This is a genomic window from Syntrophotalea acetylenica (genome assembly GCF_001888165.1).
Lineage (GTDB): Bacteria > Desulfobacterota > Desulfuromonadia > Desulfuromonadales > Syntrophotaleaceae > Syntrophotalea > Syntrophotalea acetylenica.
Genome location: NZ_CP015455.1, coordinates 891926 through 916647, shown reverse-complemented (window position 1 = coordinate 916647; position 24722 = coordinate 891926). Strand labels below are relative to the sequence as shown.

Sequence of the window (24722 nt, the reverse complement as noted above, 5' to 3'; positions counted from 1 at the left end):
ATCAGAAGCCGTCGCGCACCAGGCGCTCCTGCAGCGCCTCGGCTTTGGCCGTCACACCGTCTGCAAGTTCACGTTTAAAACTCTCCAGCTTTTCGATCATGTCCGGTTCGTCGCCGGCAATGATCTGGGCGGCGAAGATGCCGGCATTGCGAGCGCCGGCCTTGCCGATGGCCATGGTCGCCACCGGAATGCCGGCCGGCATCTGTACCGTGGCGAGCAGGGCGTCGAGCCCCTTGAGGGCCGAGGCATCGACCGGCACACCGACCACCGGCAGAGTCGACTCGGCAGCCACCACCCCGGCAAGGTGCGCGGCGGCGCCGGCCCCGACGATCAGCACCCGCAGGCCGCGTTGCCGGGCGGTGCGGGCATATTCCGCGGTGCGCTGCGGCGAGCGGTGTGCGCTCGAAACCGTCATCTCGAAAGGGATGCCAAAGCGCTTCAGGGCGTGGGCCGCCTCGACCATGATGTCGTAATCGCTGTCGCTGCCCATGAGGATTCCGACCAGCGGCTTGCTTTTCATGCGTTGATTCTCCTGATGGTTTTGTGAATCGGAATGTGATTTACCCAAGGTCAACACTCAGCGATTCAGCGCCTTGCGGCCGATATCGTTGCGGTAGTGCACACCTTTCCAGTCGATGGCCCTGACGCCAAGGTAAGCCCGATCGATAGCCTCGGCAACGGTGGTTCCGAGGCCGGTCACGCCAAGCACGCGACCACCGTTGGTGACGACCCGGCCATCCCGCAGGGTGGTGCCGGCGTGAAACACGACCAGATTGTCGATGGCGGCAGCAGCCTCGAGGCCTTCGATCGCCTGCCCCCTGGCATACTCTCCAGGGTAGCCGCCGGCAGCCATGACCACGCACACGGCGGCCTTGTCATGCCACTCGAGCTCAATGCCGGACAGATCGCCGCGCGCACAGGCCATCAGCACCGGAACGATATCGGACTTGAGGCGCGCCAGCAGCGGCTGGGTCTCCGGATCGCCAAAGCGGGCATTGAATTCCAGCACCTTGAGTTCGCCATCCCGGATCATCAGGCCGGCATACAGAATGCTGCTGTAGGGACGGCCCTCGGCGGCCATGCCGGCGATGGTCGGCTTGAGAACCTGCGCGATGATCTTGTCATGGATCTCCGGGGTAACCACCGGCGCGGGAGAATAGGCGCCCATGCCTCCGGTGTTGGGGCCGGTATCGCCATCGTAAGCCGCCTTGTGGTCCTGCGACGAGGCCAGCGGGACGATCCGCTCGCCGTCGGTAAAAGCCAGAAAGGAAGCCTCCTCCCCGTACAGAAATTCTTCGACGACCACCCGCGCGCCGGCACTGCCGAAAGCCCCTTCGCACAGGATCGATTCCACCGCGGCGATCGCCTCCGCCACCGTAGCGGCCAGAATCACGCCTTTGCCGGCGGCCAGGCCATCGGCTTTGACCACGATCGGCGCGCCCTGGCGCTCGATGAAAGCCACCGCCTGGTCGCGGTCGGTAAAAGTACCGTAAGCGGCGGTCGGCACACCGTATTTGGCCATCAGATCCTTGGAAAAGCTTTTGCTCCCCTCGATCAGCGCAGCGGCCCGGGTGGCTCCGAAAATTGTCAGCCCCGCCTCGCGAAAACGATCCACCACGCCCAGGGTCAGAGGCAGCTCGGGCCCAACCACGGTCAGCCCGATCTGCTCCTTGAGGGCAAAATCGAGCAACCCGTCGATGTCGTCGACCTTGAGCGGAACGCAGGTCGCCTGCCCGGAGATGCCGGCGTTACCCGGCGCGCAGAAAACCCCCTCGACCAGAGGCGACTGGGCGATCTTCCAGACCATGGCGTGCTCACGACCACCACTGCCGATAACCAGAACCTTCATTTGTCACATTCCTTTCCAGCCATTGCCGTCTTTGGCTATGGACCCATGGTATCCGGGGAAACCTCAGCTCGCAGCTCTCGGTACCGCCCTATTCTAGTGCCGGAAATGCCGCATGCCGGTGAAAACCATGGCAATGCCGTGTTCGTCGGCGGCGGCGATCACTTCCTCGTCGCGGATCGAGCCGCCGGGCTGGATAACCGCCCGGATGCCGGCCTTGGCGGCATTGTCCAGACCGTCGCGGAAGGGAAAGAAAGCGTCCGACGCCATCACCGAACCCGGCACTTCCAGTCCGGCCAGGTCGGCCTTGATGGCGGCGATGCGCGCGGAATTGACGCGGCTCATCTGCCCGGCACCGACGCCGATGGTCATGCCGTCCTTGCCGTAGACGATGGCGTTGGACTTGACGAACTTGGCCACCCGCCAGGTGAACAGCAGATCCCGCATTTCCGCCTCGTTGGGGGTCCGCTTGGTCACGGTCCTGATGTCGCCGCTCAGCAGCAGATCCGCATCCTGCACCAGCAGGCCGCCGTTGACCCGTTTGTAATCGTGGCGGGCGATGGGCTCCTGCGGCCAGTAACCGCATTCGAGAAGACGCACGTTTTTCTTGGTGGCGACAACCTCGACGGCTTCGGCCGACACGGCCGGAGCAATGATCACTTCGACGAACTGGCGATCGACGATCGCTTTCGCGGTGGTGCCGTCCAGTTCGCGGTTGAAAGCGATGATGCCGCCGAAAGCCGACTCCGGATCGGTGGAGAAGGCGCGGTTGTAGGCCTCCAGAAGATTTGCGCCCAGCGCCACCCCGCACGGATTGGCATGCTTGACGATGACGCAGGCCGGCCCCTCGACAAACTGCTTGACGCACTCCAGCGCGGCGTCGGTATCGGCGATGTTGTTGTAGGACAGCTCTTTGCCCTGCAGCTGGCGGGCGGTGGAAATACTGGCTTCCCGCAGGTTGCGCTCGACATAGAAGGCGGCCTTCTGATGGGGGTTCTCCCCGTAGCGCATATCCTGGGCTTTTTTGAACTGCACGGTCAGAGTGTCGGAAAACTCCGCAAGTTCATCCCCCATGCGCTGCCCCAGCCAGTTGGAAATGGCACCGTCGTAGGCGGCAGTGTGCTGATAGACCTTGACCGCGAGCCTGAAATTGGTGGTACGCGACACGGCGCCACCGCTGCCCTTCATCTCCGCGAGCACCTGGGCGTAATCGGCGTGATTGACCACTACCGTGACATCGCGGTTGTTTTTGGCCGCGCTGCGCAGCATCGTCGGGCCGCCGATATCGATGTTTTCTATGGCGTCTTCAAGGCTGCAATCGGGCTTGGCGACCGTCGCTTCGAAGGGGTAGAGATTCACCACCACCATGTCGATCGGTTCGATGCCGTGCTCCTTCATCTTGGCCACGTGCGCGGGGTTGTCGCGCATGCCGAGCAGGCCGCCGTGCACCTTGGGGTGCAGGGTCTTCACCCGGCCATCGAGCATCTCGGGAAAACCGGTGTATTCCGAAACATCCTTGACCGCAATACCTTCCTGCCGCAGCAGGTTGGCCGTGCCGCCCGTCGAAAGGATCTCGACCCCGAAATCCGCCAGTTCCCTGGCAAATCCGACGATACCGGTTTTATCCGAAACACTGATCAGCGCGCGCTTGATGACGGCCATATTCTTCTGTCCTTTCCTGCTGAAAATACATTTCTGACGACATCCGCGGCAACCTGGCCGCAACCGCGTCATCCTTTGGGGTGGAAAACAAAAAAAACCGTCAGGCCGGCGGTTTTCTAGAAATTCATGGCGTGGATAAAAGCCTTTTCAAAGGCCGGAGAGCCCGACAGGGGTAATGGCTGAAGGGTCGCGGCCAATCGCTGCACCTTGTCCGGGCCCTGCGCATCACACAGCAGGCGCCCGACTCCGGCAAGGACGCCGACCTCGGCAAAACGCACCTTTTCTACCATGTTTTCCGGGAGCATGGCAACCCTTTTCAAAACCCGTCGGGACAGGGAAAACCCGAAGGCACCGGTCAGAACAGCCTGTGCCACATCGGCGGCTTCCAGTCCGGCGCGCCGCAGCAAACACTCGGTGCCGGCCCGCACCGCGGCTTTGCCCAACTGGAACTGACGTACGTCCTGTTGCGTCAGCAACAAATCCACCGCGGCATCCCGGTACAGGCGCAGGGCCCGTCCGCTGGCGGTCTCAACAATGTAGCCAGACAGATTGGTCGGAACCTCCAGGGGATCCACGATGCTGCCGCGCGCATCGATCAATCCGCCGTCCAGGGCGGCGGCCAGCGCAGCGACCAGGCCGCTGCCGCAGAGACCGCGAGGCGGCCCGCCTCCCAGAACCAAAAGACCCAGGCGATCATCCTCGATGACAACGTCGTGGATCGCGCCCGCTTTGGCAACCATGCCGCAGGAGATACCGCCGCCCTCGAAAGCCGGACCGGCAGCCACCGAGGTAACCCGCCAGCGGTCACCGCTGAAAAGGGCCATCTCACCGTTGGTGCCTGCATCGAGAAAGAAACTGGCCTCGCCCACCTTGCCCTGGCCAAACAGAAAAGCCACCAGGTCGCCGCCAACGTAGCCGCTGATCAGGGGAAAGATATAAAGGGGAACCGGCAACTGCAAATCGATCTGGTCGGGGGAAAGGAAGACTGCATCGCGCCAGGGTGGCCGATGGGGCGGATAGAGGATCGACGTTACCGGCAGGCGCCGCAGCAGATAGACCATACCGGGGTTGCCGGCGGCGGCGGCGCCGCGGATATCGCGGCGGGCCAGCCCCGCCTGTCGCAGCATGCTGTCGACGATCTCGCGCAAGCCATCCAGCAGCAACAGCTGCAAACGCAGATCCTCGCCGGTCATGGCGTTTTCAAGCCGGCGCATGATATCGGCGCCAAGTACCGACTGGGGATTGAGCAGACGCTCCTGCGCCAGCACATGGCCGTCGCTATCGAGCAGGCGGCCGGCCAGAGTGGTCGTGCCGAGGTCCAGCGCCAGCAGGCAGCCTCCCTGGGGCATCTTTCCTCCTTGGCTAGTTTTGCACATTCGCAAAAATTGAAGCCGGTCGCCAGCGACCGAAAACCTCAGTCATCGCGCGTTACGCGCGGCACCCTTTTACTGAACTGGCAGAATACCTCATAACTGATGGTGCCGATGCGTCGCGCCCATTCGTCGGCGGTGATGCACTGACCGTTGTCGCAGCCGAGCAGGGTGACCTCGTCGCCGACCGCGACCCCGGGAATGTCGGTCACATCGATCATTGTCCAGTCCATGCATACCGTTCCGGCGACCCGCGCCCGCCGGCCGCGCACCAGCACCTCCCCAACGTTGGACAAGTGTCGGCTGTAGCCGTCGGCATACCCCACCGGAATGATCGCCAATACGGTAGGCCGGCCGGCAACGAAGCGATGTCCGTAAGACACTCCGGTGCCTTCGGGGACGCTGCGCACCTGCGCCACCCGGGTGCGGAAACTCATCACCGGCCGCAGGTCGAATCGTCCGGCAAATGCCTCACTGGGCAGCCCCCCGTAGAGCAGAATGCCGGGACGCGCCAGATTGCATTCCGGAGCTTCGCCGGTCAACAGCGCCGCGCTGTTGCTCAGGTGCACATAGCGGGGTGCAAATCCGGACTGGCGCACCCGGGCCAGACAGTCGCGAAAAACATCGTGCTGCCGCCGATTGACAGGATCCTTCGGCTCGTCGGCCAGAGCCAGATGGGAAAACAGACCGTCCATGCGCAACCCCGGAAGCGTCCTGAGCTCTTCCAGAACCCATGCCAGATCCGCAGCCCGGAAACCGACCCGGCTCATGCCGGTATCGAGCTTCATGTGATACGGCAGCACTACCCCGGCGGTCCGGGCGCAGGCATCCAGGCGCCGGGCCGTATCCATGTCGAACAGCGTAGGCACCAGGCCGAACCGCAGAAGTTCCTGTTCCTGGCCGGGATACAGCCCGCCGAGCACCAGAATCGGACACACCACTCCCGCCTCGCGCAGCGAAACGCCTTCCTCGACGATAGCCACCCCGAACATCCGCGCGCCGACATCCTGAAGCGCGGTCGCGACGTGGGCGGCGCCGTGTCCGTAGGCATCGGCTTTGACCACCGCCAGAATCCCCTGTTCGGGGCCGGCCAGGGTCTGCGCCTGGCGGAAATTGTGTTTCAGAGCCTCAAGATCGATTTCAACGCGGGTGGGCCGGTGTCCCCAGGGATCACTCATGACGTTCTGGTCCTGAATTTGCGGGATAAGCGGCCGCACAACGGCCGGAAAAGTGATAGCGTGAAAAGTCGGCGGAGCCGCTGCAAAAAGCAAACGGCCCACGTTTCGGAGCCAAACTCTTAGCACGACGTCTTGCCACTGTAAAGGGCAAAAAACGTGCGTGGCAGCGACCCGCAGGACATCCGCCGGCCCCCTCCGGGCGCTCGCTTGACAGACTGCGGAGCATTCGCTAGAGTGACGGCCAACGCTTCGCATCCGGTGGAATAAATAGCCGCAATGGCATGAATTGCTTTGCACATCCGACCCGTGACGTATTAAAATGGATGAGCGCGTATACAGTATCCGGATACAAAAACACAGCCGCTGGGGGCGTCACTGCACTGAGAGTCCCAGATAGACGGGACAACCCTTGGAACCTGACCCGGATCATGCCGGCGTAGGGAAGCGGTGTCGCAGGGCAATCGTGATAACGTCACGTGCTTTACGGCCGTGACGTTTTTTGTTTTCAAAAATCGAGGACGCCATGAAAGACCGACCGTTGCAGGGATTGTACCTGATCACCGACGATTCCCGGGGAGAACGACTGCAGGCCAGGGTCGCGGCCGCCCTCCAGGGAGGAACCCGCATCGTCCAGTACCGGGGCAAACAGGTTCCCGTTTCCGACCAGCGGCATGAAGCGCGGGCCCTCGCCGGGCTGTGCCGTCAGGCCGGCGCCCTGTTCATCGTCAACGATGATCCACATCTGGCGCTGGACTGCGGGGCCGACGGTGTGCATCTGGGTCAGCAGGACATGACCGTTGCCGAAGCCCGCGCCGTGCTTGGTCCGGGAAAAATCATCGGCACCTCCAACCGTACCGTCGCCCAGGCCCTCGCCTCCCGACAGGCTGGCGCCGACTACATCGCCGTCGGCAGCATCTATCCCACCGGCACCAAACAGGACGCCGTGCATATCGGCCTCGACACCTTGCGCGCCGTGCGCCGCGCCGTCGACCTGCCGCTGGTCGCCATCGGTGGCATCGATCGCGACCATACCGGAGAAGTCATCGATGCCGGAGCCGATGCCGTCGCCCTGATCTCGGCGGTCATGGCCGACCCGTCGCCGGCGCTGGCCGCACGGGAAATCGCCCTGCAGTTCAACCGCCGCGCCACCCCGCCCCGCGGTCGCGTTTTGACCGTAGCCGGGTCTGACAGCGGCGGCGGCGCCGGCATTCAGGCCGATCTCAAAACCATTACCCTGCTGGGCGGCTACGGCATGACGGTCATCACCGCCCTGACGGCACAGAATACCCGCGGCGTGCGCGGCATCCATCCCGTTCCGGCGGCATTTGTCGCCGACCAGCTAACGGCGGTGCTCGAAGACCTGCACCCGGAAGTGGTCAAAACCGGCATGCTGTTCGATGCCGCCATCGTTGAGCTGGTCGCCCGGGAACTTTGGACACGTGGCCTGTTGGCGGTGGTCGATCCGGTCATGGTCGCCAAAGGCGGCGCCCTGCTGCTGCGCGACGATGCCGTTCAATCCTGCCGCGAGCTGCTGCTGCCGCGCACCTACCTGCTCACCCCCAACCTGCCGGAAGCGGCGGAACTCGCCGGATTTCCGGTGGAAACCGAAGCGGACATGGAGAAAGCCGCACGCCGCCTGCAGGAGCTTGGCGCACGCAACATTCTGATCAAGGGCGGACACCTCGACGGCGAAGCAGTCGATCTGCTGCTCGACGGCAGCACCCTGCACCGGCTGCCGGCCGCACGCCTCGACAACCGCAACACCCATGGCACCGGTTGCACCAGTTCCGCCGCCATCGCCACCCTGCTCGCCGCCGGCCAGCCGCTGCCGCAGGCGGTGAAACTGGCCAAGGAGTTCATCACCGAGGCGATCCGCACCGCTGCCGACCTCGGCACCGGCCACGGACCGGTCAACCATTTCGCCGCGGCCCGATACCTGTTGAACAAAATCGAAGGATCTTGACAACCGAAAAAGCCATATAGCTCTCAACTTTCATCTTAAAACTTACAGCTTAGAGCTTTGACGTATGAAAGGTAGATTCATGACGCAACTCGAAATGGCCCGCCAGGGCATCGTCTCCGACAAAATGAAGCAGGCCGCCGCCGACGCCGGTATCGATGCTGAAATCCTTCGCCAGCGCATTGCCGAAGGCACGGCCATCGTCTGCCACAACAACAGACACGCTAACGGCCGCCCTCTGGCGGTGGGTAAAGGCCTGCCGACGCGCATCAACGCCAACATCGGCACCAGCAAGGACGACACCAGCATCGACAAGGAACTGGAAAAGGCCCGGGTGGCCATGGCCGCTGGCGCCGACGCCATCATGGACCTGTCCACCGGCGGCCCCATCGATGAAATCCGCCGCGCCATTATCGCCGAAACCGACGTTTGCATCGGCAGCGTGCCCCTCTACCAGGCAGCCTGCGACACGGTGGTAAAAAAGGGCAAGGCCATTGTCGACATGACCGTCGACGAGATCTTCGACGGCATCAAAAAACACCTGGACGACGGTGTCGACTTCATTACCGTGCACTGCGGTGTGACCCGCGCCACGGTGGAGCGCATGGACCGCGAAGGACGCATCATGGAGGTGGTCTCCCGCGGCGGCTCCTTCACCGTCGCCTGGATGACGCGCAACAATGCGGAAAATCCCCTTTACGAACACTACGACCGCCTGCTGGAGCTGGTCAGGCCCTACGACGCCACCCTGTCGCTGGGGGACGGCTTTCGCCCCGGCTGCCTGGCCGACGCCACCGACCGCGCCCAGATCCACGAACTGATCGTGCTCGGGGAACTCACCCAGCGCGCCTGGGATGCCGGCATCCAGGTCATGATCGAAGGCCCCGGCCACGTCCCCCTGAACCAGATCGAGGCCAACATCCAGTTGCAGAAAAGCCTCTGCCACGGTGCCCCGTTCTATGTGCTCGGCCCGCTGGTCACCGACATCGCCCCGGGCTACGACCACATCACCTGCGCCATCGGCGGCGCCATCGCCGCCAGCGCCGGAGCCGACTTTTTGTGCTACGTCACCCCCAGCGAACACCTGTGCCTGCCTACCGCAAAGGACGTGCACGACGGCGTCATGGCGACCCGCATCGCCGCCCACGCCGCCGACATCGTCAAGGGACTGCCCGGCGCCCTGGAAAAAGACATCGCCATGAGCAGGGCGCGCAAGGCCCTCGACTGGGAAACCCAGTACGGCCTCGCCATCGATCCCGAGCTGGCCCGCAAGCGCCGCGGCGAATCGGGGGTCGACGAGGAACATGGAGCCTGCACCATGTGCGGCGAATTCTGCGCCTACCGGGTCATGGACGAACGCAAGAAGCATCGATGAGGCCCTCGGCGCGGACATGCTCCGCTCCGCCCTGCCCCGTTCAGCCTAGTATCCATCCGGAAACTCCGGATGGATACAGCGTAGTTTTCATATGGGAAACGAGCAATTTTTCGTTGTGGCAAGGAAATCAAGGGGTTGCGCGGAGGCGTACATCGGTACGCCGCACAAGCAAGCCTGCGGATTGACGCCGCTACGGCGGAAAAGGGCCGTTTCCGGATGAAAACTAGCCTAGAGCCACATTGGAGAGCCCCCGAAACGCACCGTTTTGGGGGCTTTTTACCACCACGATATTATTTCCCTTCTTTTTCAGGGCGATCCATTCCGCAACCCCTTTTTCTCTGCAAAAAGCGACAAATCTCTATCTCACGATTGTTGTACATTCACCGAAATTGAATTATAGTACTCAAAACGCTGTTACACAGCTATTGTGAGGAGCGCGGGAGCCACTTTGGACATTTTTGGGAGGTTACTATGAGTAATGAGAAGTTGGAGTCAAAGCGCTGGTTTATTGCTTTGGCGGGCATTGTTTTGCAGTTGATTCTGGGGACTGTCTATGCGTGGTCTGTCTTCAAGAAACCGCTCATGGCAAATCATGGGTGGAGTGAAACAGCTACTCAGGGCACCTTCATGATCATCATCGCGGTACTTGGACTGGCCGCTGCTTTCGGGGGTACCCTGGTGGATAAAAAGGGACCGAAGCTGGTAGCCGTCATTGGCGCCGTCTGTTATGCCATCGGCACCCTCTGTGCCGGCCTGGCGGACCTGACCGGGAACATCTGGGTATTGTACCTCGGTTATGGCGTGATCGGTGGCCTCGGCAACGGTTTCGGCTATGTGGTTCCCATCGCCTGCCTGATTCGCTGGTTTCCCGACAAACGCGGTTTGGTTACCGGCCTTGCCGTCATGGGCTTTGGCGCCGGCGCCTTCTTCATCGGCAAGATCGTTCCCGGCATGATCGTCAGCATGGGCGTGGCCAACACCTTTTTTGTTCTCGGCGTGGTTTACCTCGTGGTGAGCACCGCCGCGGCCCTTCAGTTCAGGGATCCGCCGAAGGGCTGGACTCCCGAAGGCTTTGTTCAGAGCACCAAGACCGTCTCCCATGCGGATTCCTTCAATTTCGAGCAAGCGCGCCGCACCCCGCAATGGTACATGATCTGGTTCATGCTGTTCCTCAACGTTTCCGCCGGACTCGGGCTTCTTTCCCAGCTTTCGCCCATGGGGCAGAAGATCCTTTCCCTGAGCATCGCTGATCCTGAGCAATTGGCCATCAAGGGTGGTCTGATTCTGGCTATCGCCTCCATTTTCAACGGTCTGGGGCGTTTGTTCTGGGCCTCTGTATCCGACAAGATCGGCCGGAAAAATGTTTTTCTGGTCATGTTTGCCAGCCAGGCTCTGCTCTATTGCTACATCCCTCAAATCACCAGCGCAACCGTTTTCACCATCGCAGCCTGCTATCTGCTTGCCTGCTATGGTGGCGGCTTTGCAGTCATGCCCTCGTTTGCCGCGGATTCTTTCGGCCCCGGCTATATCGGCAAGGTATACGGCATCATCCTTACCGCCTGGGGCGCGGCCGGTGTCGCAGGGCCTCTGGTTTTCGCACAGGTCAAAGGCGCACCCGCCCTGTATGTTGCGGCGGCACTTCTTGTCCTCGGTTTTATCATTACCTGGAGTTACAAGCCGCCTGTCAAGGCTACCGCTTAGATGGGTTGGGCTCCCGCTGCATAGAATAGAGCATGAAAAAAATGGATCGTTGATTTACAGGGGCTCGGACAGAGCCCCTTTTTTTTCAATGCTGTCGATGTATAATTCCGGCTGAATTCCAGCGAGGCCGGAGACCTTTCCGGATCGGCCCGCGCACCACTCAACAACATCTCAAGGAGGAAATGATCCATGAAAAAATGGGCACTGGCATTTTTATGCTGTTTTCTGGCGTCCGGAGCGTTTGCCGCACCCCAGAATTTCCAGTTGAGCCTGACCCCGGATGTCGCCATCCATTCCAGAAGCACCCGGATCAACGGCGTGTCTCTCGGCATCTGGAGCCAGAATCCGCAAAACGCGCTGGCCCTGGGGATTGTCAATGGCTCCACCGGCAGCAGCTCGGGGCTGTCTCTTGGCTTGCTGGCCAATTATGCCGAAAACTACAAAGGCGCGCAGCTGGCCTGCATCGCCAATTACGCCTCGGGAAACGTCACCGGGTTGCAGTGGGCGGCCTTCAACTATGCAGGCAACCTGCACGGCCTGCAGCTCGGTTTCGTAAACTTCGCGGATAACGCCGACAAAGGCGTGCAGATCGGCCTTATCAACATCATGAACGCCAATAAAAGATGGTTCGGCAACCTGCCCAACGAGGTCGCCCCAGCCATGGTGTTCGTCAACTGGCGCTACTGATCCTCGGCCGCCGAACCGACCCTTCGCGCCACGCCATCCTGGCCCGCCGGACATCCGGCGGGCTTTTCAGCGTCTACGCACCAACCTTCTCCGGACATACGCCAAAACAGCATAAGTTGTCTTGACAACCTGACAGACCAGGTCTAAGATGAACACCATTGCAGGGAGGCGCAAAGCATGCTCAACCCCGACTCACCCATACCGCTTTATCACCAGCTTGCCGAGCGACTCGGAGACCAGATCCGCAACGGCGAACTGGCACCGGGCCAGCGCATCCCGTCGGAGCCGCAACTGGCGGCCCGGTACGGCATCGGGCGCCCCACGGTGCGCCAGGCGCTCGACTCCCTGGTGCGGCAGGGTCTGTTGTGCCGGCGCCGCGGCTCGGGGACTTATGTCAGCGAACCGGCCCGCGAGATCGACCTTTTTTCCCTGGATGGCACGTCGGCGGCATTCCACAAAAAAGGCCTGGCGGCAACGACCCTCATCCGCGAAGCGATCCGCCTGCAGCCAATCGAAGATGCGCCGGACAACCCTTTCAGCGGCCGCACAGCCTACTTCTTCTCGCGCCTGACCTGTCTCGACGGTGCCCCTGTGCTGCTCGAAGATCTGTACCTGCATCCGCAACTGTTCGCGGGGATCGAGAGTCTGGACCTGGCCGGCCGTTCCCTGTCGAGCGTCGCGGCAAAGCATTTCATGTTGCGGCCGATGGGGGGCAAACAGAGCTTCCGCATCGGCTACCTCGACGCAGTGCGGGCCCGCTGCCTCGACGTCAGCGTTACCACACCCCTGCTGCAGGTCGAACGGCGCCTCGATTTCGCCGCCGGCCGTGACGGTTTTTTTTCGCGGCTGTTCTGCCGCACCGACCATATCGTCTTCTCACAACACATGGGAGCATCCGGCCATGGATAAACGCGGCTATTTTTCCGGATTCGGCGGTTGTTTCATCCCCGAAATCCTCAATGAAACCTTCGTGGAACTGGTCAAGGCCTATGAAGCCGCCAGGGCCGACTCCGCTTTCTGGCAGGAATACCTCGATGTCATGTCGAACTACTCGTGCCGCCCGACCCCGCTGACTTTCGCCGGGAATCTGACGCGGCATTTCGGGGGAGCGCGCATTTACATCAAACGCGAGGATCTCAATCACACCGGTGCCCACAAGGCCAACAACGTCATGGGCCAGGGGCTGCTGGTCAAACGCATGGGCAAGACCCGCGTCATCGCCGAGACCGGCGCCGGACAGCACGGCGTGGCCACCGCCACCATGGCAGCGCGCATGGGATTCGAGTGCACCATCTACATGGGCGAGGAGGACGTGGAACGGCAGCGCCCCAATGTTTTCTGGATGGAGCGCCTCGGCGCCACGGTGGTGCCGGTAACAGACGGCTCCCGCACCCTCAAGGACGCCATCAACGAAGCCTTCCGCGACTGGGTATCCAACATGGACACCACTCATTACGTGCTCGGTACCGCCTGCGGGCCGCACCCCTTTCCGGAGATGGTCGCCTGGTTCCAGTCGATCATCGGTACCGAGGCGCGCCAGCAGATCCTTAAACACGAAGGGCGCCTGCCGAAGCGCGTCTACGCCTGCGTCGGAGGCGGCTCCAACGCCATGGGGCTGTTTTCCGGATTCATGGACGACCCGGTGGAGCTGGTCGGGGTCGAGGCCGGGGGCAAGGGGCTGGACAGCGGCAGGCATGCCGCCCGCCTCAGCTCCAGGGATGCCAGCGTCGGCGTGGCGCAGGGTTACAAAACCTACTTTTTGCAGGATGGCGATGGACAGATGAAGGACACGCACAGTATTTCGGCGGGTCTCGATTACGTCGGCGTCTCGCCGATCCTGGCGCACCTGCAGGCCATCGGCCGCGCCCGCTTCGAGGCGGCAACCGACGCCGAAGTGCTTGACGCGGTAACTTTGACCATGCGCAAGGAAGGACTGATTCCGGCACTGGAATCGTCCCACGCCTTCGCTCAGGCCTTCAAGGAAGCGCCGACGCTGTCAAAGGACGACATCATCATCATCAACCAGTCCGGTCGCGGCGACAAGGACATCTTCACCGTCGCCGACGCTTTCGACGACCCGGCCTGGAAGGAATTCATCAAACACAAGGCGGAGCAATACCATGCTTGAGACCACCATCCGCAACAAACTGGCGCAACAGGATATCCTGCTGATGACCCATATCGTCATCGGCTACCCGGATCTGGAGACCTCCTTCGAAGTGGTCCGCACCATGGTAGAAGCCGGGGTCGACCTGATGGAACTGCAGATCCCCTTCTCCGAGCCGATGGCCGATGGCCCGGTGATCCTCAAGGCCAACCAGGAGGCCCTGGCCACCGGCATTACCGTCGACCAGTGCTTCGATTTCGCGGAAAAAGTCGCCGCCACCTTCGATATCCCGTTTTTGTTCATGACCTATTACAACATCCTGTTCAAATACGGAGTCGGGGCCTTCGCCGAGCGCATGGCCAAAGTCGGGCTGTGCGGAGCCATCGTGCCGGATCTGCCGCCGGAAGAGGCCGACGACTACCTGTCGGCCATGAGCAAGTACGGCATGGCTCCGATCTTCATCTACGCTCCCAACACCAGCGAGGCCCGCATGCGCCAGATCGCCGAACACGGCAAAGGTTTCATCTACTGCATGGCGCGCAAGGGCGTCACCGGCCTGCAGACCGATTTTTCGGGACAACTCGGCACCCATCTGGCCCGTTGCCGCGCTTCGACGCAATTGCCTCTGGCCCTCGGTTTCGGTGTCAAGGATCGCGCCGATGTGGAATTTATCAAGGGCAAGGCCGATATCGCCGTGGTCGGTTCCCAGGCCATCCGGATTCTGGATGAAGGGGGAGTGCCGGCGGTGAACGCCTTCATCGCCTCCCTGCGCTAAGCCCGGGCGGCGGTGCCTGCTCTTTTGAAGAGAAAACTTTTACGGCAATTTTTTTCCGGTTTCCGTTGCATTTGAACGCGTTTTATGTTTATTATTGTTCGTACCTGTTGTTTTGTTATCGATATAAACAAAAAACACTATTCAATGCATCAACGCCACCCGCATTTTGTTTTGCGGAACAGAACGGCTTGATCCAGCGTCCAGGCAAAAGGAAAATACCATGGTCAAGGGTCTTATCTTCGATTGCGACGGGGTCCTGTTCGACAGCCTGCACGCCAATGTGGCGTTTTACAGTGCCGCCCTGCAGCAACTGGGCATGCCTCCCATCGCCCATGACGACCGGGAAAAAATCTATCTCTGCCATACGGTGACCACGCCGGAACTGTTCGAAGCGATTCTCGGGCCGGAACGTCTCGAAGAGGCGCTGCAGGTTTCCCGCGGCATCGACTACAGCCGGTTCATCCCGCTGATGGTCCCCGAACCCGGTATCCTGGAAGCCCTTTCGCGCCTGTCGGCCCGCATGCCGCTGGCGGTTGCCACCAATCGCGGCGGCAGCATGCATGACATCTCGCGACATTTCGGGCTGGAGCGTTTTTTCAAAACGATTCTCACCAGCAAGGATGTCGCGCGCGGCAAGCCTCACCCCGACATGCTGCTTTTGGCCTCCGACAGACTCGGCATCGATCCCGCCAACCTGCTGTTCATCGGAGACATGGATGTGGACCAGGAGGCGGCCCGCCGCGCCAACATCCGTTTCGTCGGGTATCGCGGCCGGTTTGCCGAAGCCATCAACATCACCAGCCACAACCAGCTGTTCGATCTTATCGAGCAGCTCTGACATCGGACAATCGCCTAATGAACGTTCATTTGTGCATTGACACGCCCCGCTGAATCATCCTATCTTCTCGGATCACAGCCGGAAGCAAAGCTTCCGGCTCTCCGAACGTCTTCCTTCGTTTCCCAACACCTCAGACCGCCTTTTTTGCCACGCAGGTACCATGAAAAAAGCCATTATTCTGACCGCAACGATACATCAACTTCCAGTTGCCCCAGCAGCAACGCGCCCTGCTGAGCCCGGGCCTGCCGGTGCGCGTCACCAGTGACTCCCGCTCCGGCCGCAGCCGATCATGATGACATCCGTCGCCACCATTGTCAGCCACTTTCCCCTGACCCTGGTCATCGCCGCCGGCGCCGACGTTTGACACAAACCAGAGGGCGATAAAAGGGCCGGCGAATCGATCACCCCTATTTCACCATCTTTTGAGAGAACGCCGTGCGTATTCTTTTTCTCACTCCCAGCCAGCCCCATACAACCGGCAACTGGGTATCGGCGCTGCGCCAGAAAAAAGAGCTGGAAAATCTCGGCCATTGCGTTCGCATCCTCGAGGTGACGGAGGATACCGCACACCTCGAAGCACAGGCCAACAGCTTTGCTCCGGACATTGTGAACGCGCTGCACGCTTACCGCAGCGGCGTGCCCTGGCTGACATGCCCGGCCTCGCAATCCATCCCTCTCGCCGTAACTCTGACCGGCACCGATGTCCATCAAGGACTCGATGACCCGCAACAAAGACCGGCCATCCTGCAGGTTCTGGCCCGTGCCGACGCGATCCTTACACTATGCCCAGCCACTCGGCAGTTTCTGGAACACACTTACCCCGCACTGACGTCGAAACTGCACCATGTACCGCCCGCCGTTGATCTCGGCGCAGAGCCATTCGATCTGCGAAAACCATGGAACATTCCGGATAGCGCCGTCCTGTTTCTGCATCCGGCGGGCATTCGCCCGGTCAAAGGCAATCTGGAGCTGTTGGAAATGTTCGACAAGGTCGTCGACAGCCAGCGATGCCGCCTGGCATTTTGCGGTCCGGTACTTGACAGGGACTATGCTTCCCGATTTTTCTCCGCCCTGCAAAAGCGCCCCTGGGCAGTTCACGTCGGCGAGATACCGCACACAGCCATGGCCGCCGTTATGCGGCAAGCCGACGTCATCCTCAACAATTCCGCCAGCGAAGGCTTCTCCAACACTTTGCTGGAAGCCGGCAGCCTCGGCATTCCGATCCTGGCCCGAAACATTCCGGGCAACGCGGCGGCTTTTCGGCCAGGGCTTCAGGGGCTTGTTTTCGACACTGCCGAGCAGTTCATCCGGCAAGCCATCATGCTGGCGCAACATCCGGCCATGCGTCAGCGATTTTCACAACCCCTGGCTTCGTCACAGTCCATGCAGCAGGAAGCCCGGCAAATGGCATCGATTTTCTGTGCACTCAAAGTCCGGCGGCGCGCGACCATTGTCCACCCCCGGATGGACACCAAATAACAAAGCCAGGCCTCAACACCGCGTACCGATTTGTTTTCAATGTGAATCAGACAGAAACATCGAGAAGAGAGGAGAAAGCATTGCTGATTATAGAAAGAAAAATCAGCGTGACAGGTTTTCGACTATTTTACGATAACAAGAAAACTTTTTGTTCATCCTTCCTGTTATTTCATTTTTACACAAACTGCAAACCTTGATCGCAAGATCCGGACAAACACTCGCACAAAAAGCGCATCCGTAACAGTGACCACCTTCAAGAAAAACAGCCACCGAAAAAATATCGTCATCCAGATTTTCATCAAGCTTTATCAGATCTCGTGGACAAGCAATAGTACAAAGACCGCAGCCTTTGCATTTTTGTATATCTATTTCAATATAAGCAAACATGGCTTTACCCTTATCAAATATATCGATATTTGAATCAAGGCAAAGCTAACAACCTTTTAAAATAGAGTCAATGTTTTTAAAAATCTATATAACACAATAAAATACATATAAAGTATTTTACAAAAGCTTTTTACCATGTATGGATTAATTTAAAATATAGATTCTGCGTCTTTATCGACGCCAACGATCTCTTTTCTCATATTGAAAAACCACAAGCCGGATTTGTGTCGTCGGCGAGACGATTCATTATCGTTGCGGGTAATGCCTTCGTCCGCATCGCCCACCTAAAAGGCCGGCACAATGTTCCATCCGTAGGGGCAGATCCATGTGTCCGCCCTGCTTTTTGCCTAGCTGCGCCTGATCTTTCATCAGGATAAACTTTTCCCCTTTAACAACCCGCCCGGCGTGGTACAATTTCCGCGCATGATCGCGTCATAATCGTTTTCTCCGCCGGTGAGGTCTATCAATGCGGGTTTCTCTGCGCGATGTAATAAGTCTAACACTACCCCGTCGGGTTGCGATTTGGCTTTGCGGCCCGATGCTTTTGGACCGGTCCGGCTTCCCCCCTGGGCAGACTTTTTTGCAAACTCTTCGGCTACTTCTCGGTCTAGAGCGACCGAAACCCCTAAAGTACCAACCGGGCTACCCGAAACAGTACCGCCGCGACCGAAGGTAAACGCGTCCAGGTCCGAGACGGTGCCGTGGTAAACAGGCATTTTCGTCCAAAATCCCATATCCTCAGCGCTGGCATTTTTGCCGGGCGCTTCATCCCCGCGCCTGCGGGGAACGGCGCTTGCTCTGCGTCCTCTCGCGACACACCGGCGGTTCATCCCCGCGCATGCGGGGGACGGGTGCCAGCCGTTTTTTGCAAGGTTTAGCGATTCGGTTCATCCCCGCGCCTGCGGGGAACGGCACCAAATTTTCAGGCCGCGCCAGCCAAAATACGGTTCATCCCCGCGCCTGCGGGGAACGGGTGGTCGGCGTGTGGGGCACGCGGGTCAAGACCGGTTCATCCCCGCGCCTGCGGGGAACGGAGCAGGCCGCGACGCAAGGCGGCAAGGTGTGGCGGTTCATCCCCGCGCCTGCGGGGAACGGCGCGGGCTCATTTGCCGGTGCTGTCTCAGGTGCGGTTCATCCCCGCGCCTGCGGGGAACGGCACGCCGCCAACACCACCTATTACAGCAACGGCGGTTCATCCCCGCGCCTGCGGGGAACGGATCGCTGGCGACGTTCTGCATACTGCGAAAGGCGGTTCATCCCCGCGCCTGCGGGGAACGGCTCCCCGCCAGCCCCACCTTTTTTACCGCTCGCGGTTCATCCCCGCGCCTGCGGGGAACGGTAAATCAACCGGACTGGTTAAACGGGCGTTGTCGGTTCATCCCCGCGCCTGCGGGGAACGGAGCATGTTCGGCCAGCGCGGTTTCGTGGGCTGCGGTTCATCCCCGCGCCTGCGGGGAACGGATGTGGGCCGAAAATGTATAAACTACAGCAGGCGGTTCATCCCCGCGCCTGCGGGGAACGGTCAGCGGCATAGACGTACCGATACCCCTGTTCCGGTTCATCCCCGCGCCTGCGGGGAACGGAAACCACGCACAGGCCGTATTGTGCGCCACAGCGGTTCATCCCCGCGCCTGCGGGGAACGGCTGGCTTGGTATGCTGCATGCCGCTCATCCTCCGGTTCATCCCCGCGCCTGCGGGGAACGGAGCTATTTCGGCGCGAAAGCCTTCCGGGGCAACGGTTCATCCCCGCGCCTGCGGGGAACGGCAGGGATCTCAACGTTGATCTGCATCAGGCACCGGTTCATCCCCGCGCCTGCGGGGAACGGTGGTGCAATTTAGCAGCTGCACAGTTACCTCACGGTTCATCCCCGCGCCTGCGGGGAACGGTTTAATCTCACGCCTTCGTGCCATGCCCCGGCCGGTTCATCCCCGCGCCTGCGGGGAACGGTCGACACCTCCCAATTTACCGGAATCACCCCGCGGTTCATCCCCGCGCCTGCGGGGAACGGCCTACCACGCTTTAATGCCCAACGAACAATGTCGGTTCATCCCCGCGCCTGCGGGGAACGGGGCGGGGACAAACGCGGAGAACCGTTGCATCTACGGTTCATCCCCGCGCCTGCGGGGAACGGGGCCTGTAATACTCCCTATCCCGCCAATCGTGCGGTTCATCCCCGCGCCTGCGGGGAACGGCGGTTTTTGCCCAACGGGGATGCAGTGGTTAACGGTTCATCCCCGCGCCTGCGGGGAACGGGGATCAATAGTTAACGGCGAAGAAGATCATATCGGTTCATCCCCGCGCCTGCGGGGAACGGATGATGACAATGATGGTCTTATCACTGGCTATCGGTTCATCCCCGCGCCTGCGGGGAACGGATTATTTCGGAATACCCACTAAAGTGGCAAACCGGTTCATCCCCGCGCCTGCGGGGAACGGGTGTACTTAATGGGCTGTTGCCACTCGAACCTCGGTTCATCCCCGCGCCTGCGGGGAACGGACCTATGCGGAGGCCGTGGACGCGGCGAAAACCGGTTCATCCCCGCGCCTGCGGGGAACGGTGTCGATTCAGAAGAGCCTTTTGCCCAGCAGCCGGTTCATCCCCGCGCCTGCGGGGAACGGACTATCTTTATCTACTAGAAATCATATGATTATTTCTTGCAAGAAAAAATCACCACCGATTTTGCTTAAATTTCAGCCACCGCTATTTTGTATGCCTGACGGGGTTTCCGGCAGAAAAGATACAAGCTTTACTCCGTCCATTTCTTTTGGAATGCGGCGATTGACACCAAGGGTCATAAAGTCGAAACCGGATTCGGTATTGGTACTCCAGGCCAAGACGGCATTGCCCTCTTCGATACCCTTATCAACCGTGTCCCAGATCATTTCCCGCACGCGTCGAGATACCTTTCCGACATAGACACCAGCACGAACCTCCAACAGCCAAAGGGCTAATCGCCCCCGTAGACGCGGAGGAGCATTTTCAACCACGATGACCAGCATTGCCGATGCCCTCCTTGTTGGGGATCGCCACTTCAACGGCCTCTGCATGGGCCTTTGGAACTTCCAGATCCCCTGCCTTTAACACTTGTTCGATGGCTGGAATGATACGGCTCAAAAGCTTGGTCTGACGAAAAACATCCCGACAGGCCAACCGCACCTGGCGCTCGGCATCAAACGGTTTCTTGGCGGCGATTCGAAAGGCTATCGGAACAACTGTATCGAACTTGAAAATATCGGCGATGTCATAGACAAAGGATTGCGGTTTACCTGTATGGATAAAACCAACCGCCGGCGCATACCCGGCAGCCAGAATGGCTGCTTCGCAAATACCATAGAGGCAGGCGGTGGCAGAGGAAAGGCATCGGTTGGGCACATCGCCGCTGCCCCATTCGGTATGGTCATAGTTTCTGTTTTTCCAAGGGACTCTGTATTGGCGGGCAAGCAACTCATACATTTTGCGCACCCGGGCTCCCTCTATTCCTCGCAACTGCTCAACACTGCGGCGATCCGGAGGTTTTTCCTTGAAGCGCATTTCGTACATCTTGCGCACTACCTTGAGCCGGGCCGCATCATCCAGAGCGAGCTTAGCCTGGTATAACAATCGATCAGCTCGCGCCCCGCCCGGTTGCCCGGAAGCATAAAGCCGAACCCCCGCCTCGCCTACCCAGACCAGCAGACAGCCAACCCGGGACGCCAGAGTGACGGCGGCATGGGACACTCGGGTGCCAGGCTCCAGCATCAGACAAGCCACGCCGCCGACTGGAATATGGGTCCGCACCCCGGTCTTGTCGACCAGCACGAACGCCCCGTCGAGGACATCAAGATGGCCTTTTTCGACGAATAGCACCGAGAGCCGGTCCTTCATCGGAATCGGTTTCAACTGCGGCAGGACAGGTTCCATTCGTTTGCTCTCCTGTTATTGGAGTAGGTCGCTTGACAGCCCACCGGGTATGACATATCGTCACACCCATAACCGTTGTCAATCTTTGCAGGATGCCAAACATGCCAAAAACCAAAGTTGTCATCACTCTTGATAAAAAAACCTTGAGCGAAATCGACCGACTGGTAGCCGGCCATGTATTCCCAAGCCGCAGCCGTGTCATAGAAGAAGCGCTCCAGGAAAAGCTGGCGCGAATGAGCCACAATCGCCTGGCCCGCGAATGCACCAAACTGGACCCAGAGTTTGAAAAGGCCCTGGCCGAAGAAGGCGCGAGTGAGGAGCTTGGCGAATGGCCCGAATACTGAGAGGCGACATCCGCTGGGCCGACCTCAACCCGGTACGCGGCAGCGAACAGGGCGGCTTGCGTCCTGTGCTGATCATCAGCCAGGATATTTTCAACGCCCGCTCCGGCACGGTCATTGCCCTAGCCATCACCAGCCAGCCTCAACGAGCCGGCTTTCCCCTGACCCTGGAACTCACCTCCCCCGCCCTTCCCAAGAAATCGTGGGTCAAGATCAGCCAGATCCGCACCCTTGCCGTGGAACGTATTGGCAAAAAGCTCGCCGAGGCCAGCCCCGAGGAGCTGGCCCGGGTGGTGTAGGGGCTGGGGGAGATTGTTGGGTAAGTATTACGCCCGCCGCACCATCATCAGCCCGCAACCAAAGGCTTTGGCGGGGCCGATACCATTGAAAAGCATTGCCTGGAACAATTCAGGATCGACCACTAGCAGTTCACCGTCAAAATCTACGGAACTGAAACCGGCATCCCTGCCCTTTTTCGGCATGGCGTGCCAACGATAACCTTCTGCCTGAAACTTAAATCGTTTTCTGCCGTTCATGCTTTCATCATGGACAAGCTCAAAACCGTTCCGTGCTCCTTTTTCCCTTAGCCAGGATTCAAGCGCGGAATCAGAAACTGCTTTTAATGCCCAATCAACCAGCTGTGCCGACGTCAGATTTGCTTCCAACAACGACTCAAATCGTTCATTGGCCCGAATAACTTCACGTAATATTTCAGAGCATGATCGATTTTCCGACTCTCTCCAGGCATTGAAAACATGATGGCGCAAAACCGATTTTTTCAGATGCTCGACATCGGAAAAGCCAAGGCAATACGCAAGCTCCCTGAGCAAGCGCCGTTGGGCATCCATGACAACATCATGACGTACGGAATGTTTTTTATCGGGTGTTTTTCTGGAAACAATGGGATTTGCGCGTAATTTAAAGGTGAGTTGCTGGCCTTTGTTGATCACCGGCGCATATTTTTTACTCTCAACAAGAAAAATGGGGGTTTCATTTAACGGTTTATGTCTGGAGACAAGATAGAAAAGAGACTCCCCTTTAACGCATCTTTGATTTTTCAACTGTTCTTTGGCAATTTCCTCTCGAAACAAAAAAGTGCGTTTCTCCTCTGTCGGAAAAAGGTCCCATAACAATTGATGCAGCCCATAAGAGTTCGTTGTTAAAACATGACTCAACTGCGAAGAACGTTGAACATCCGGCTGAAGCTGGACACGTGAAAAATACATCAGACATCCCCCTTCACGATGCGCAAATTTTCCGCACGCTGAGCAAATTGCCAACGGACTCGTGACAGAGGCTGATCATGACGGGTCAAAATCTGTTGCGCCTTTAAGATGTTATCTTCTCCCTCCCAGTAATAGCGAATCTGGTTGTCCACGGGGATCCATCGTTGCTCATCAGCGGGATCGACCATCAAAGATTTGAGTTCGATTTCATCGAGAGCTTGTCCGAAACTTCTCCAGTCCCTGACAACGGGATCAAGGGGAACAGCCAGAGGACAAGATTTACGACCAAGGTAGAGATGAAATTCCGGCTTCAACAATTTTTCTCGAACCATATCCAGGGAGAAAGGAGCCGTTTCATTGGCCCTGACAGCGACCAGAGCCATTGTGTCACAGCGATATTCGCGGCTGGAAAGAATAGTTCCCAGACGCGCTTTACCACGAATCAACTCTTCTCGACGGGTCCGATAGACCAATTTCCCAGCTGAATCTGGAACTTGCGTTGTATGATAGTCTCGCAACAACGAACCGGTCCGCAAAACCTTGACGGCAAATTGATAGCCAGCAGCCAGTTCAGCTTGGCGCTCCTCCTCGTCACGTCGAACGCCCAGGGCTGCAGCCAGCAAGCCCAGCAACGCCGACTTGCTCGGATAAACCGCGGAATGCCGGGATTCTCCAACGGCAATCTCTCCCCAAGCCGACAATGGCCCGTAGAGGCGAAAAACTAAATGTTTCATTCATGCCTCCTTAACCAATTACAAAGTCAAGCAAATCCGCCATGGTCCCCTCTCCAGTCAGGGCATTAATCGCATAGGCCTCATCCGCGCAATTGCCATAAACCTTATCCAGGTTTTTACGATGCGTCTCCAAGGCTTGAACTGCGGCGGTGCCAAAATCCTGCTCGTCGCGACAAAGCGTCCTGTTATCGATCGGCTTCAAAAAGGCGACCGACAGGGCGCGGGGTTGTTGATCGCCCTTTTCCGCCAGCACATAACTGGCATAAGCACGACTGGCAAAACTATTCTGCTTACCGTTGGGAGGCACTTTCACAGCAGCTTCGGTCAGTGAGGCAATGGCCCGTTGCGCCAGGTTATCATCACCACCCAAATTATCCACCAGCAGACCATGGTTAATGCAGATGTACGAGTAAAACAGGCCGGCGGCAAAACCAGTTTCGCCTATGTGGGCGGCTCCAGCATCTTCGCTGCCGTCGTTCAGATCATCAACCGCCGTGAAATAATCGTCTTCGATCACAACCGGATGCACGCTGATGGCATGCGCCACTTGGCAGGCGGCATCGACATTAAAAGCGGGGCTTGAAGCCAGCATCCTGCCGAAAAGCGCAATATCAACCGAGGTCATTTTCTGCCGCAGCAGATTCAACTCTTCGGGTTGCGGACCCTCTTTTCTTTCCGCGATCCGATTTGTCAACTCCAAGACGGCCAACTCTTCTCCCTGATCGAAAAAAGCCAACTGCTCGATTTCCACTTCCACCAGCTCTTTTTCCCGCCGTTTTGTGGCAGGAAGGTCTTTCAGAGCTTTTTTTTCATTGTCAGTCAGTTTTTTCAGTTTCCCGAAAACGCCGGCAATGGCCCCGGCCCAGGCCAACGCGTCTTTATGCCCGATCCCCTTTTCCAGTAACCGCGCATAAACCTTACGCCCCATCTCTTTGGTTCGCGTGCCGATATGATCCTTCATGGCCCGCTCAAACAAATCCGAAGTTCTCCACGCCCGCTTCAGGCTCTGCGAAGAGACGCGCAGACGATCCACCCCGCCCATTTTTGCGGTTTTCGGTCGTCCGAGATCATCCCGGTTGAGATTGGCCGGAGGATACGAGGTCAGCAGATGCAGTTGAATAAAACGACTCATGACGATGTCTCCTTTTATTGG

Annotated in this window: 23 protein-coding genes, 1 CRISPR repeat array and 1 riboswitch; of the genes, 11 read left to right on the top strand and 12 right to left on the bottom strand. The window is 59.2% G+C overall.

Annotation, left to right across the window (positions count from 1 at the left end; translation table 11 throughout):
- Window position 1: 1 nt before the first annotated feature.
- The 5 genes from purE to alr form a co-directional block, all read right to left on the bottom strand.
- Window positions 2-520 carry a 5-(carboxyamino)imidazole ribonucleotide mutase gene (purE, locus tag A6070_RS04165; RefSeq protein WP_072287187.1) on the bottom strand — a complete coding sequence of 173 codons (519 nt, stop codon included), beginning with the start codon at window positions 518-520 and terminating at the stop codon, window positions 2-4.
- A gap of 57 nt (window positions 521-577) precedes the next feature.
- Window positions 578-1849: a phosphoribosylamine--glycine ligase gene (gene purD, locus A6070_RS04160; protein ID WP_072287186.1), complete on the bottom strand. Its 1272-nt coding sequence runs from the start codon at window positions 1847-1849 to the stop codon at window positions 578-580.
- Between the two features lie 93 nt (window positions 1850-1942).
- Entirely contained in the window at window positions 1943-3508 is a 1566-nt protein-coding gene (purH, locus tag A6070_RS04155; protein WP_072287185.1) for a bifunctional phosphoribosylaminoimidazolecarboxamide formyltransferase/IMP cyclohydrolase, read from the bottom strand.
- Window positions 3509-3624: 116 nt separating this feature from the next.
- On the bottom strand, window positions 3625-4857 hold the full coding sequence (locus A6070_RS04150) for an ASKHA domain-containing protein (protein WP_072287184.1): 1233 nt from the start codon (window positions 4855-4857) through the stop codon (window positions 3625-3627).
- Window positions 4858-4922: 65 nt separating this feature from the next.
- Window positions 4923-6056, bottom strand: a complete 1134-nt coding sequence (gene alr / locus A6070_RS04145) for an alanine racemase (protein WP_072287183.1) — start codon at window positions 6054-6056, stop codon at window positions 4923-4925.
- Window positions 6057-6411: 355 nt separating this feature from the next.
- A riboswitch (TPP riboswitch) is annotated at window positions 6412-6516 on the top strand.
- Window positions 6517-6579: 63 nt separating this feature from the next.
- Here alr and thiD point away from each other — a divergent pair.
- The 9 genes from thiD to A6070_RS04100 all read left to right on the top strand — a co-directional run bounded on the left by thiD (window position 6580) and on the right by A6070_RS04100 (window position 16978).
- Window positions 6580-8019: a bifunctional hydroxymethylpyrimidine kinase/phosphomethylpyrimidine kinase gene (gene thiD / locus A6070_RS04140; RefSeq protein ID WP_072287182.1), complete on the top strand. Its 1440-nt coding sequence runs from the start codon at window positions 6580-6582 to the stop codon at window positions 8017-8019.
- A 79-nt stretch (window positions 8020-8098) separates the two neighbouring features.
- Window positions 8099-9391, top strand: a complete 1293-nt coding sequence (gene thiC / locus A6070_RS04135) for a phosphomethylpyrimidine synthase ThiC (RefSeq protein ID WP_072287181.1) — start codon at window positions 8099-8101, stop codon at window positions 9389-9391.
- Between the two features lie 471 nt (window positions 9392-9862).
- On the top strand, window positions 9863-11092 hold the full coding sequence (locus A6070_RS04130; RefSeq protein ID WP_072287180.1) for an L-lactate MFS transporter: 1230 nt from the start codon (window positions 9863-9865) through the stop codon (window positions 11090-11092).
- Between the two features lie 189 nt (window positions 11093-11281).
- A complete protein-coding gene (locus A6070_RS04125) occupies window positions 11282-11779 on the top strand; it encodes an LA_2272 family surface repeat-containing protein (RefSeq protein WP_072287179.1) in 498 nt (165 codons plus the stop codon).
- Window positions 11780-11956: 177 nt separating this feature from the next.
- Window positions 11957-12688 carry a GntR family transcriptional regulator gene (locus A6070_RS04120; protein WP_072287178.1) on the top strand — a complete coding sequence of 244 codons (732 nt, stop codon included), beginning with the start codon at window positions 11957-11959 and terminating at the stop codon, window positions 12686-12688.
- Complete coding sequence (gene trpB / locus A6070_RS04115) at window positions 12681-13907, top strand: tryptophan synthase subunit beta (protein WP_072287177.1); 1227 nt, start codon at window positions 12681-12683, stop codon at window positions 13905-13907. The genes A6070_RS04120 and trpB overlap by 8 nt, the downstream gene beginning before the upstream one ends.
- On the top strand, window positions 13900-14661 hold the full coding sequence (gene trpA / locus A6070_RS04110; protein WP_072287176.1) for a tryptophan synthase subunit alpha: 762 nt from the start codon (window positions 13900-13902) through the stop codon (window positions 14659-14661). Before trpB ends, trpA begins: the two co-directional genes overlap by 8 nt.
- Before the next feature lie 220 nt (window positions 14662-14881).
- Entirely contained in the window at window positions 14882-15499 is a 618-nt protein-coding gene (locus A6070_RS04105; protein ID WP_072287175.1) for an HAD family hydrolase, read from the top strand.
- Window positions 15500-15934: 435 nt separating this feature from the next.
- Complete coding sequence (locus tag A6070_RS04100; protein ID WP_072287174.1) at window positions 15935-16978, top strand: GPMC system family 4 glycosyltransferase; 1044 nt, start codon at window positions 15935-15937, stop codon at window positions 16976-16978.
- A gap of 102 nt (window positions 16979-17080) precedes the next feature.
- On the opposite strand, the gene A6070_RS04095 is transcribed toward A6070_RS04100, so the two are convergent.
- From A6070_RS04095 to cas1e, 4 genes are all read right to left on the bottom strand, one after another.
- On the bottom strand, window positions 17081-17365 hold the full coding sequence (locus A6070_RS04095) for a 4Fe-4S dicluster domain-containing protein (RefSeq protein ID WP_072287173.1): 285 nt from the start codon (window positions 17363-17365) through the stop codon (window positions 17081-17083).
- A gap of 368 nt (window positions 17366-17733) precedes the next feature.
- Window positions 17734-18081, bottom strand: coding sequence for a hypothetical protein (locus A6070_RS15300; RefSeq protein ID WP_145926413.1), 348 nt, complete (start codon window positions 18079-18081; stop codon window positions 17734-17736).
- 45 nt (window positions 18082-18126) lie between these two features.
- Window positions 18127-19986: direct repeats of the CRISPR family, unit length 29 nt; unit sequence CGGTTCATCCCCGCGCCTGCGGGGAACGG.
- 72 nt (window positions 19987-20058) lie between these two features.
- Window positions 20059-20367: a type I-E CRISPR-associated endoribonuclease Cas2e gene (gene cas2e, locus A6070_RS04090; protein ID WP_072287172.1), complete on the bottom strand. Its 309-nt coding sequence runs from the start codon at window positions 20365-20367 to the stop codon at window positions 20059-20061.
- A complete protein-coding gene (gene cas1e / locus A6070_RS04085) occupies window positions 20348-21268 on the bottom strand; it encodes a type I-E CRISPR-associated endonuclease Cas1e (RefSeq protein ID WP_072287171.1) in 921 nt (306 codons plus the stop codon). Before cas1e ends, cas2e begins: the two co-directional genes overlap by 20 nt.
- A gap of 101 nt (window positions 21269-21369) precedes the next feature.
- On the opposite strand from cas1e, the gene A6070_RS04080 reads away from it, so the two are divergent.
- Together A6070_RS04080 and A6070_RS04075 are read left to right on the top strand one after the other, a co-directional pair.
- Window positions 21370-21612: a ribbon-helix-helix domain-containing protein gene (locus A6070_RS04080; protein ID WP_072287170.1), complete on the top strand. Its 243-nt coding sequence runs from the start codon at window positions 21370-21372 to the stop codon at window positions 21610-21612.
- Entirely contained in the window at window positions 21597-21908 is a 312-nt protein-coding gene (locus A6070_RS04075) for a type II toxin-antitoxin system PemK/MazF family toxin (RefSeq protein WP_072287169.1), read from the top strand. Before A6070_RS04080 ends, A6070_RS04075 begins: the two co-directional genes overlap by 16 nt.
- Before the next feature lie 27 nt (window positions 21909-21935).
- Here A6070_RS04075 and cas6e read toward each other — a convergent pair whose 3' ends face one another.
- From cas6e to cas7e, 3 genes are read right to left on the bottom strand one after another with little or no spacing between them, the layout of a single operon-like run.
- Window positions 21936-22835 carry a type I-E CRISPR-associated protein Cas6/Cse3/CasE gene (gene cas6e / locus A6070_RS04070; RefSeq protein ID WP_072287168.1) on the bottom strand — a complete coding sequence of 300 codons (900 nt, stop codon included), beginning with the start codon at window positions 22833-22835 and terminating at the stop codon, window positions 21936-21938.
- Entirely contained in the window at window positions 22835-23569 is a 735-nt protein-coding gene (cas5e, locus tag A6070_RS04065) for a type I-E CRISPR-associated protein Cas5/CasD (protein WP_072287167.1), read from the bottom strand. Before cas5e ends, cas6e begins: the two co-directional genes overlap by 1 nt.
- 10 nt (window positions 23570-23579) lie before the next feature.
- Window positions 23580-24701, bottom strand: a complete 1122-nt coding sequence (gene cas7e / locus A6070_RS04060; RefSeq protein ID WP_072287166.1) for a type I-E CRISPR-associated protein Cas7/Cse4/CasC — start codon at window positions 24699-24701, stop codon at window positions 23580-23582.
- Window positions 24702-24722 lie beyond the last annotated feature (21 nt).

Coding starts and splice junctions, on each gene's coding strand:
- purE (WP_072287187.1), bottom strand. CDS start 520: ATGAAAAGCAAGCCGCTGGTCGGAATCCTCATGGGCAGCGACAGCGAT.
- purD (WP_072287186.1), bottom strand. CDS start 1,849: ATGAAGGTTCTGGTTATCGGCAGTGGTGGTCGTGAGCACGCCATGGTC.
- purH (WP_072287185.1), bottom strand. CDS start 3,508: ATGGCCGTCATCAAGCGCGCGCTGATCAGTGTTTCGGATAAAACCGGT.
- A6070_RS04150 (WP_072287184.1), bottom strand. CDS start 4,857: ATGCCCCAGGGAGGCTGCCTGCTGGCGCTGGACCTCGGCACGACCACT.
- alr (WP_072287183.1), bottom strand. CDS start 6,056: ATGAGTGATCCCTGGGGACACCGGCCCACCCGCGTTGAAATCGATCTT.
- thiD (WP_072287182.1), top strand. CDS start 6,580: ATGAAAGACCGACCGTTGCAGGGATTGTACCTGATCACCGACGATTCC.
- thiC (WP_072287181.1), top strand. CDS start 8,099: ATGACGCAACTCGAAATGGCCCGCCAGGGCATCGTCTCCGACAAAATG.
- A6070_RS04130 (WP_072287180.1), top strand. CDS start 9,863: ATGAGTAATGAGAAGTTGGAGTCAAAGCGCTGGTTTATTGCTTTGGCG.
- A6070_RS04125 (WP_072287179.1), top strand. CDS start 11,282: ATGAAAAAATGGGCACTGGCATTTTTATGCTGTTTTCTGGCGTCCGGA.
- A6070_RS04120 (WP_072287178.1), top strand. CDS start 11,957: ATGCTCAACCCCGACTCACCCATACCGCTTTATCACCAGCTTGCCGAG.
- trpB (WP_072287177.1), top strand. CDS start 12,681: ATGGATAAACGCGGCTATTTTTCCGGATTCGGCGGTTGTTTCATCCCC.
- trpA (WP_072287176.1), top strand. CDS start 13,900: ATGCTTGAGACCACCATCCGCAACAAACTGGCGCAACAGGATATCCTG.
- A6070_RS04105 (WP_072287175.1), top strand. CDS start 14,882: ATGGTCAAGGGTCTTATCTTCGATTGCGACGGGGTCCTGTTCGACAGC.
- A6070_RS04095 (WP_072287173.1), bottom strand. CDS start 17,365: ATGTTTGCTTATATTGAAATAGATATACAAAAATGCAAAGGCTGCGGT.
- A6070_RS15300 (WP_145926413.1), bottom strand. CDS start 18,081: ATGCCTGTTTACCACGGCACCGTCTCGGACCTGGACGCGTTTACCTTC.
- cas2e (WP_072287172.1), bottom strand. CDS start 20,367: ATGCTGGTCATCGTGGTTGAAAATGCTCCTCCGCGTCTACGGGGGCGA.
- cas1e (WP_072287171.1), bottom strand. CDS start 21,268: ATGGAACCTGTCCTGCCGCAGTTGAAACCGATTCCGATGAAGGACCGG.
- A6070_RS04080 (WP_072287170.1), top strand. CDS start 21,370: ATGCCAAAAACCAAAGTTGTCATCACTCTTGATAAAAAAACCTTGAGC.
- A6070_RS04075 (WP_072287169.1), top strand. CDS start 21,597: ATGGCCCGAATACTGAGAGGCGACATCCGCTGGGCCGACCTCAACCCG.
- cas6e (WP_072287168.1), bottom strand. CDS start 22,835: ATGTATTTTTCACGTGTCCAGCTTCAGCCGGATGTTCAACGTTCTTCG.
- cas5e (WP_072287167.1), bottom strand. CDS start 23,569: ATGAAACATTTAGTTTTTCGCCTCTACGGGCCATTGTCGGCTTGGGGA.
- cas7e (WP_072287166.1), bottom strand. CDS start 24,701: ATGAGTCGTTTTATTCAACTGCATCTGCTGACCTCGTATCCTCCGGCC.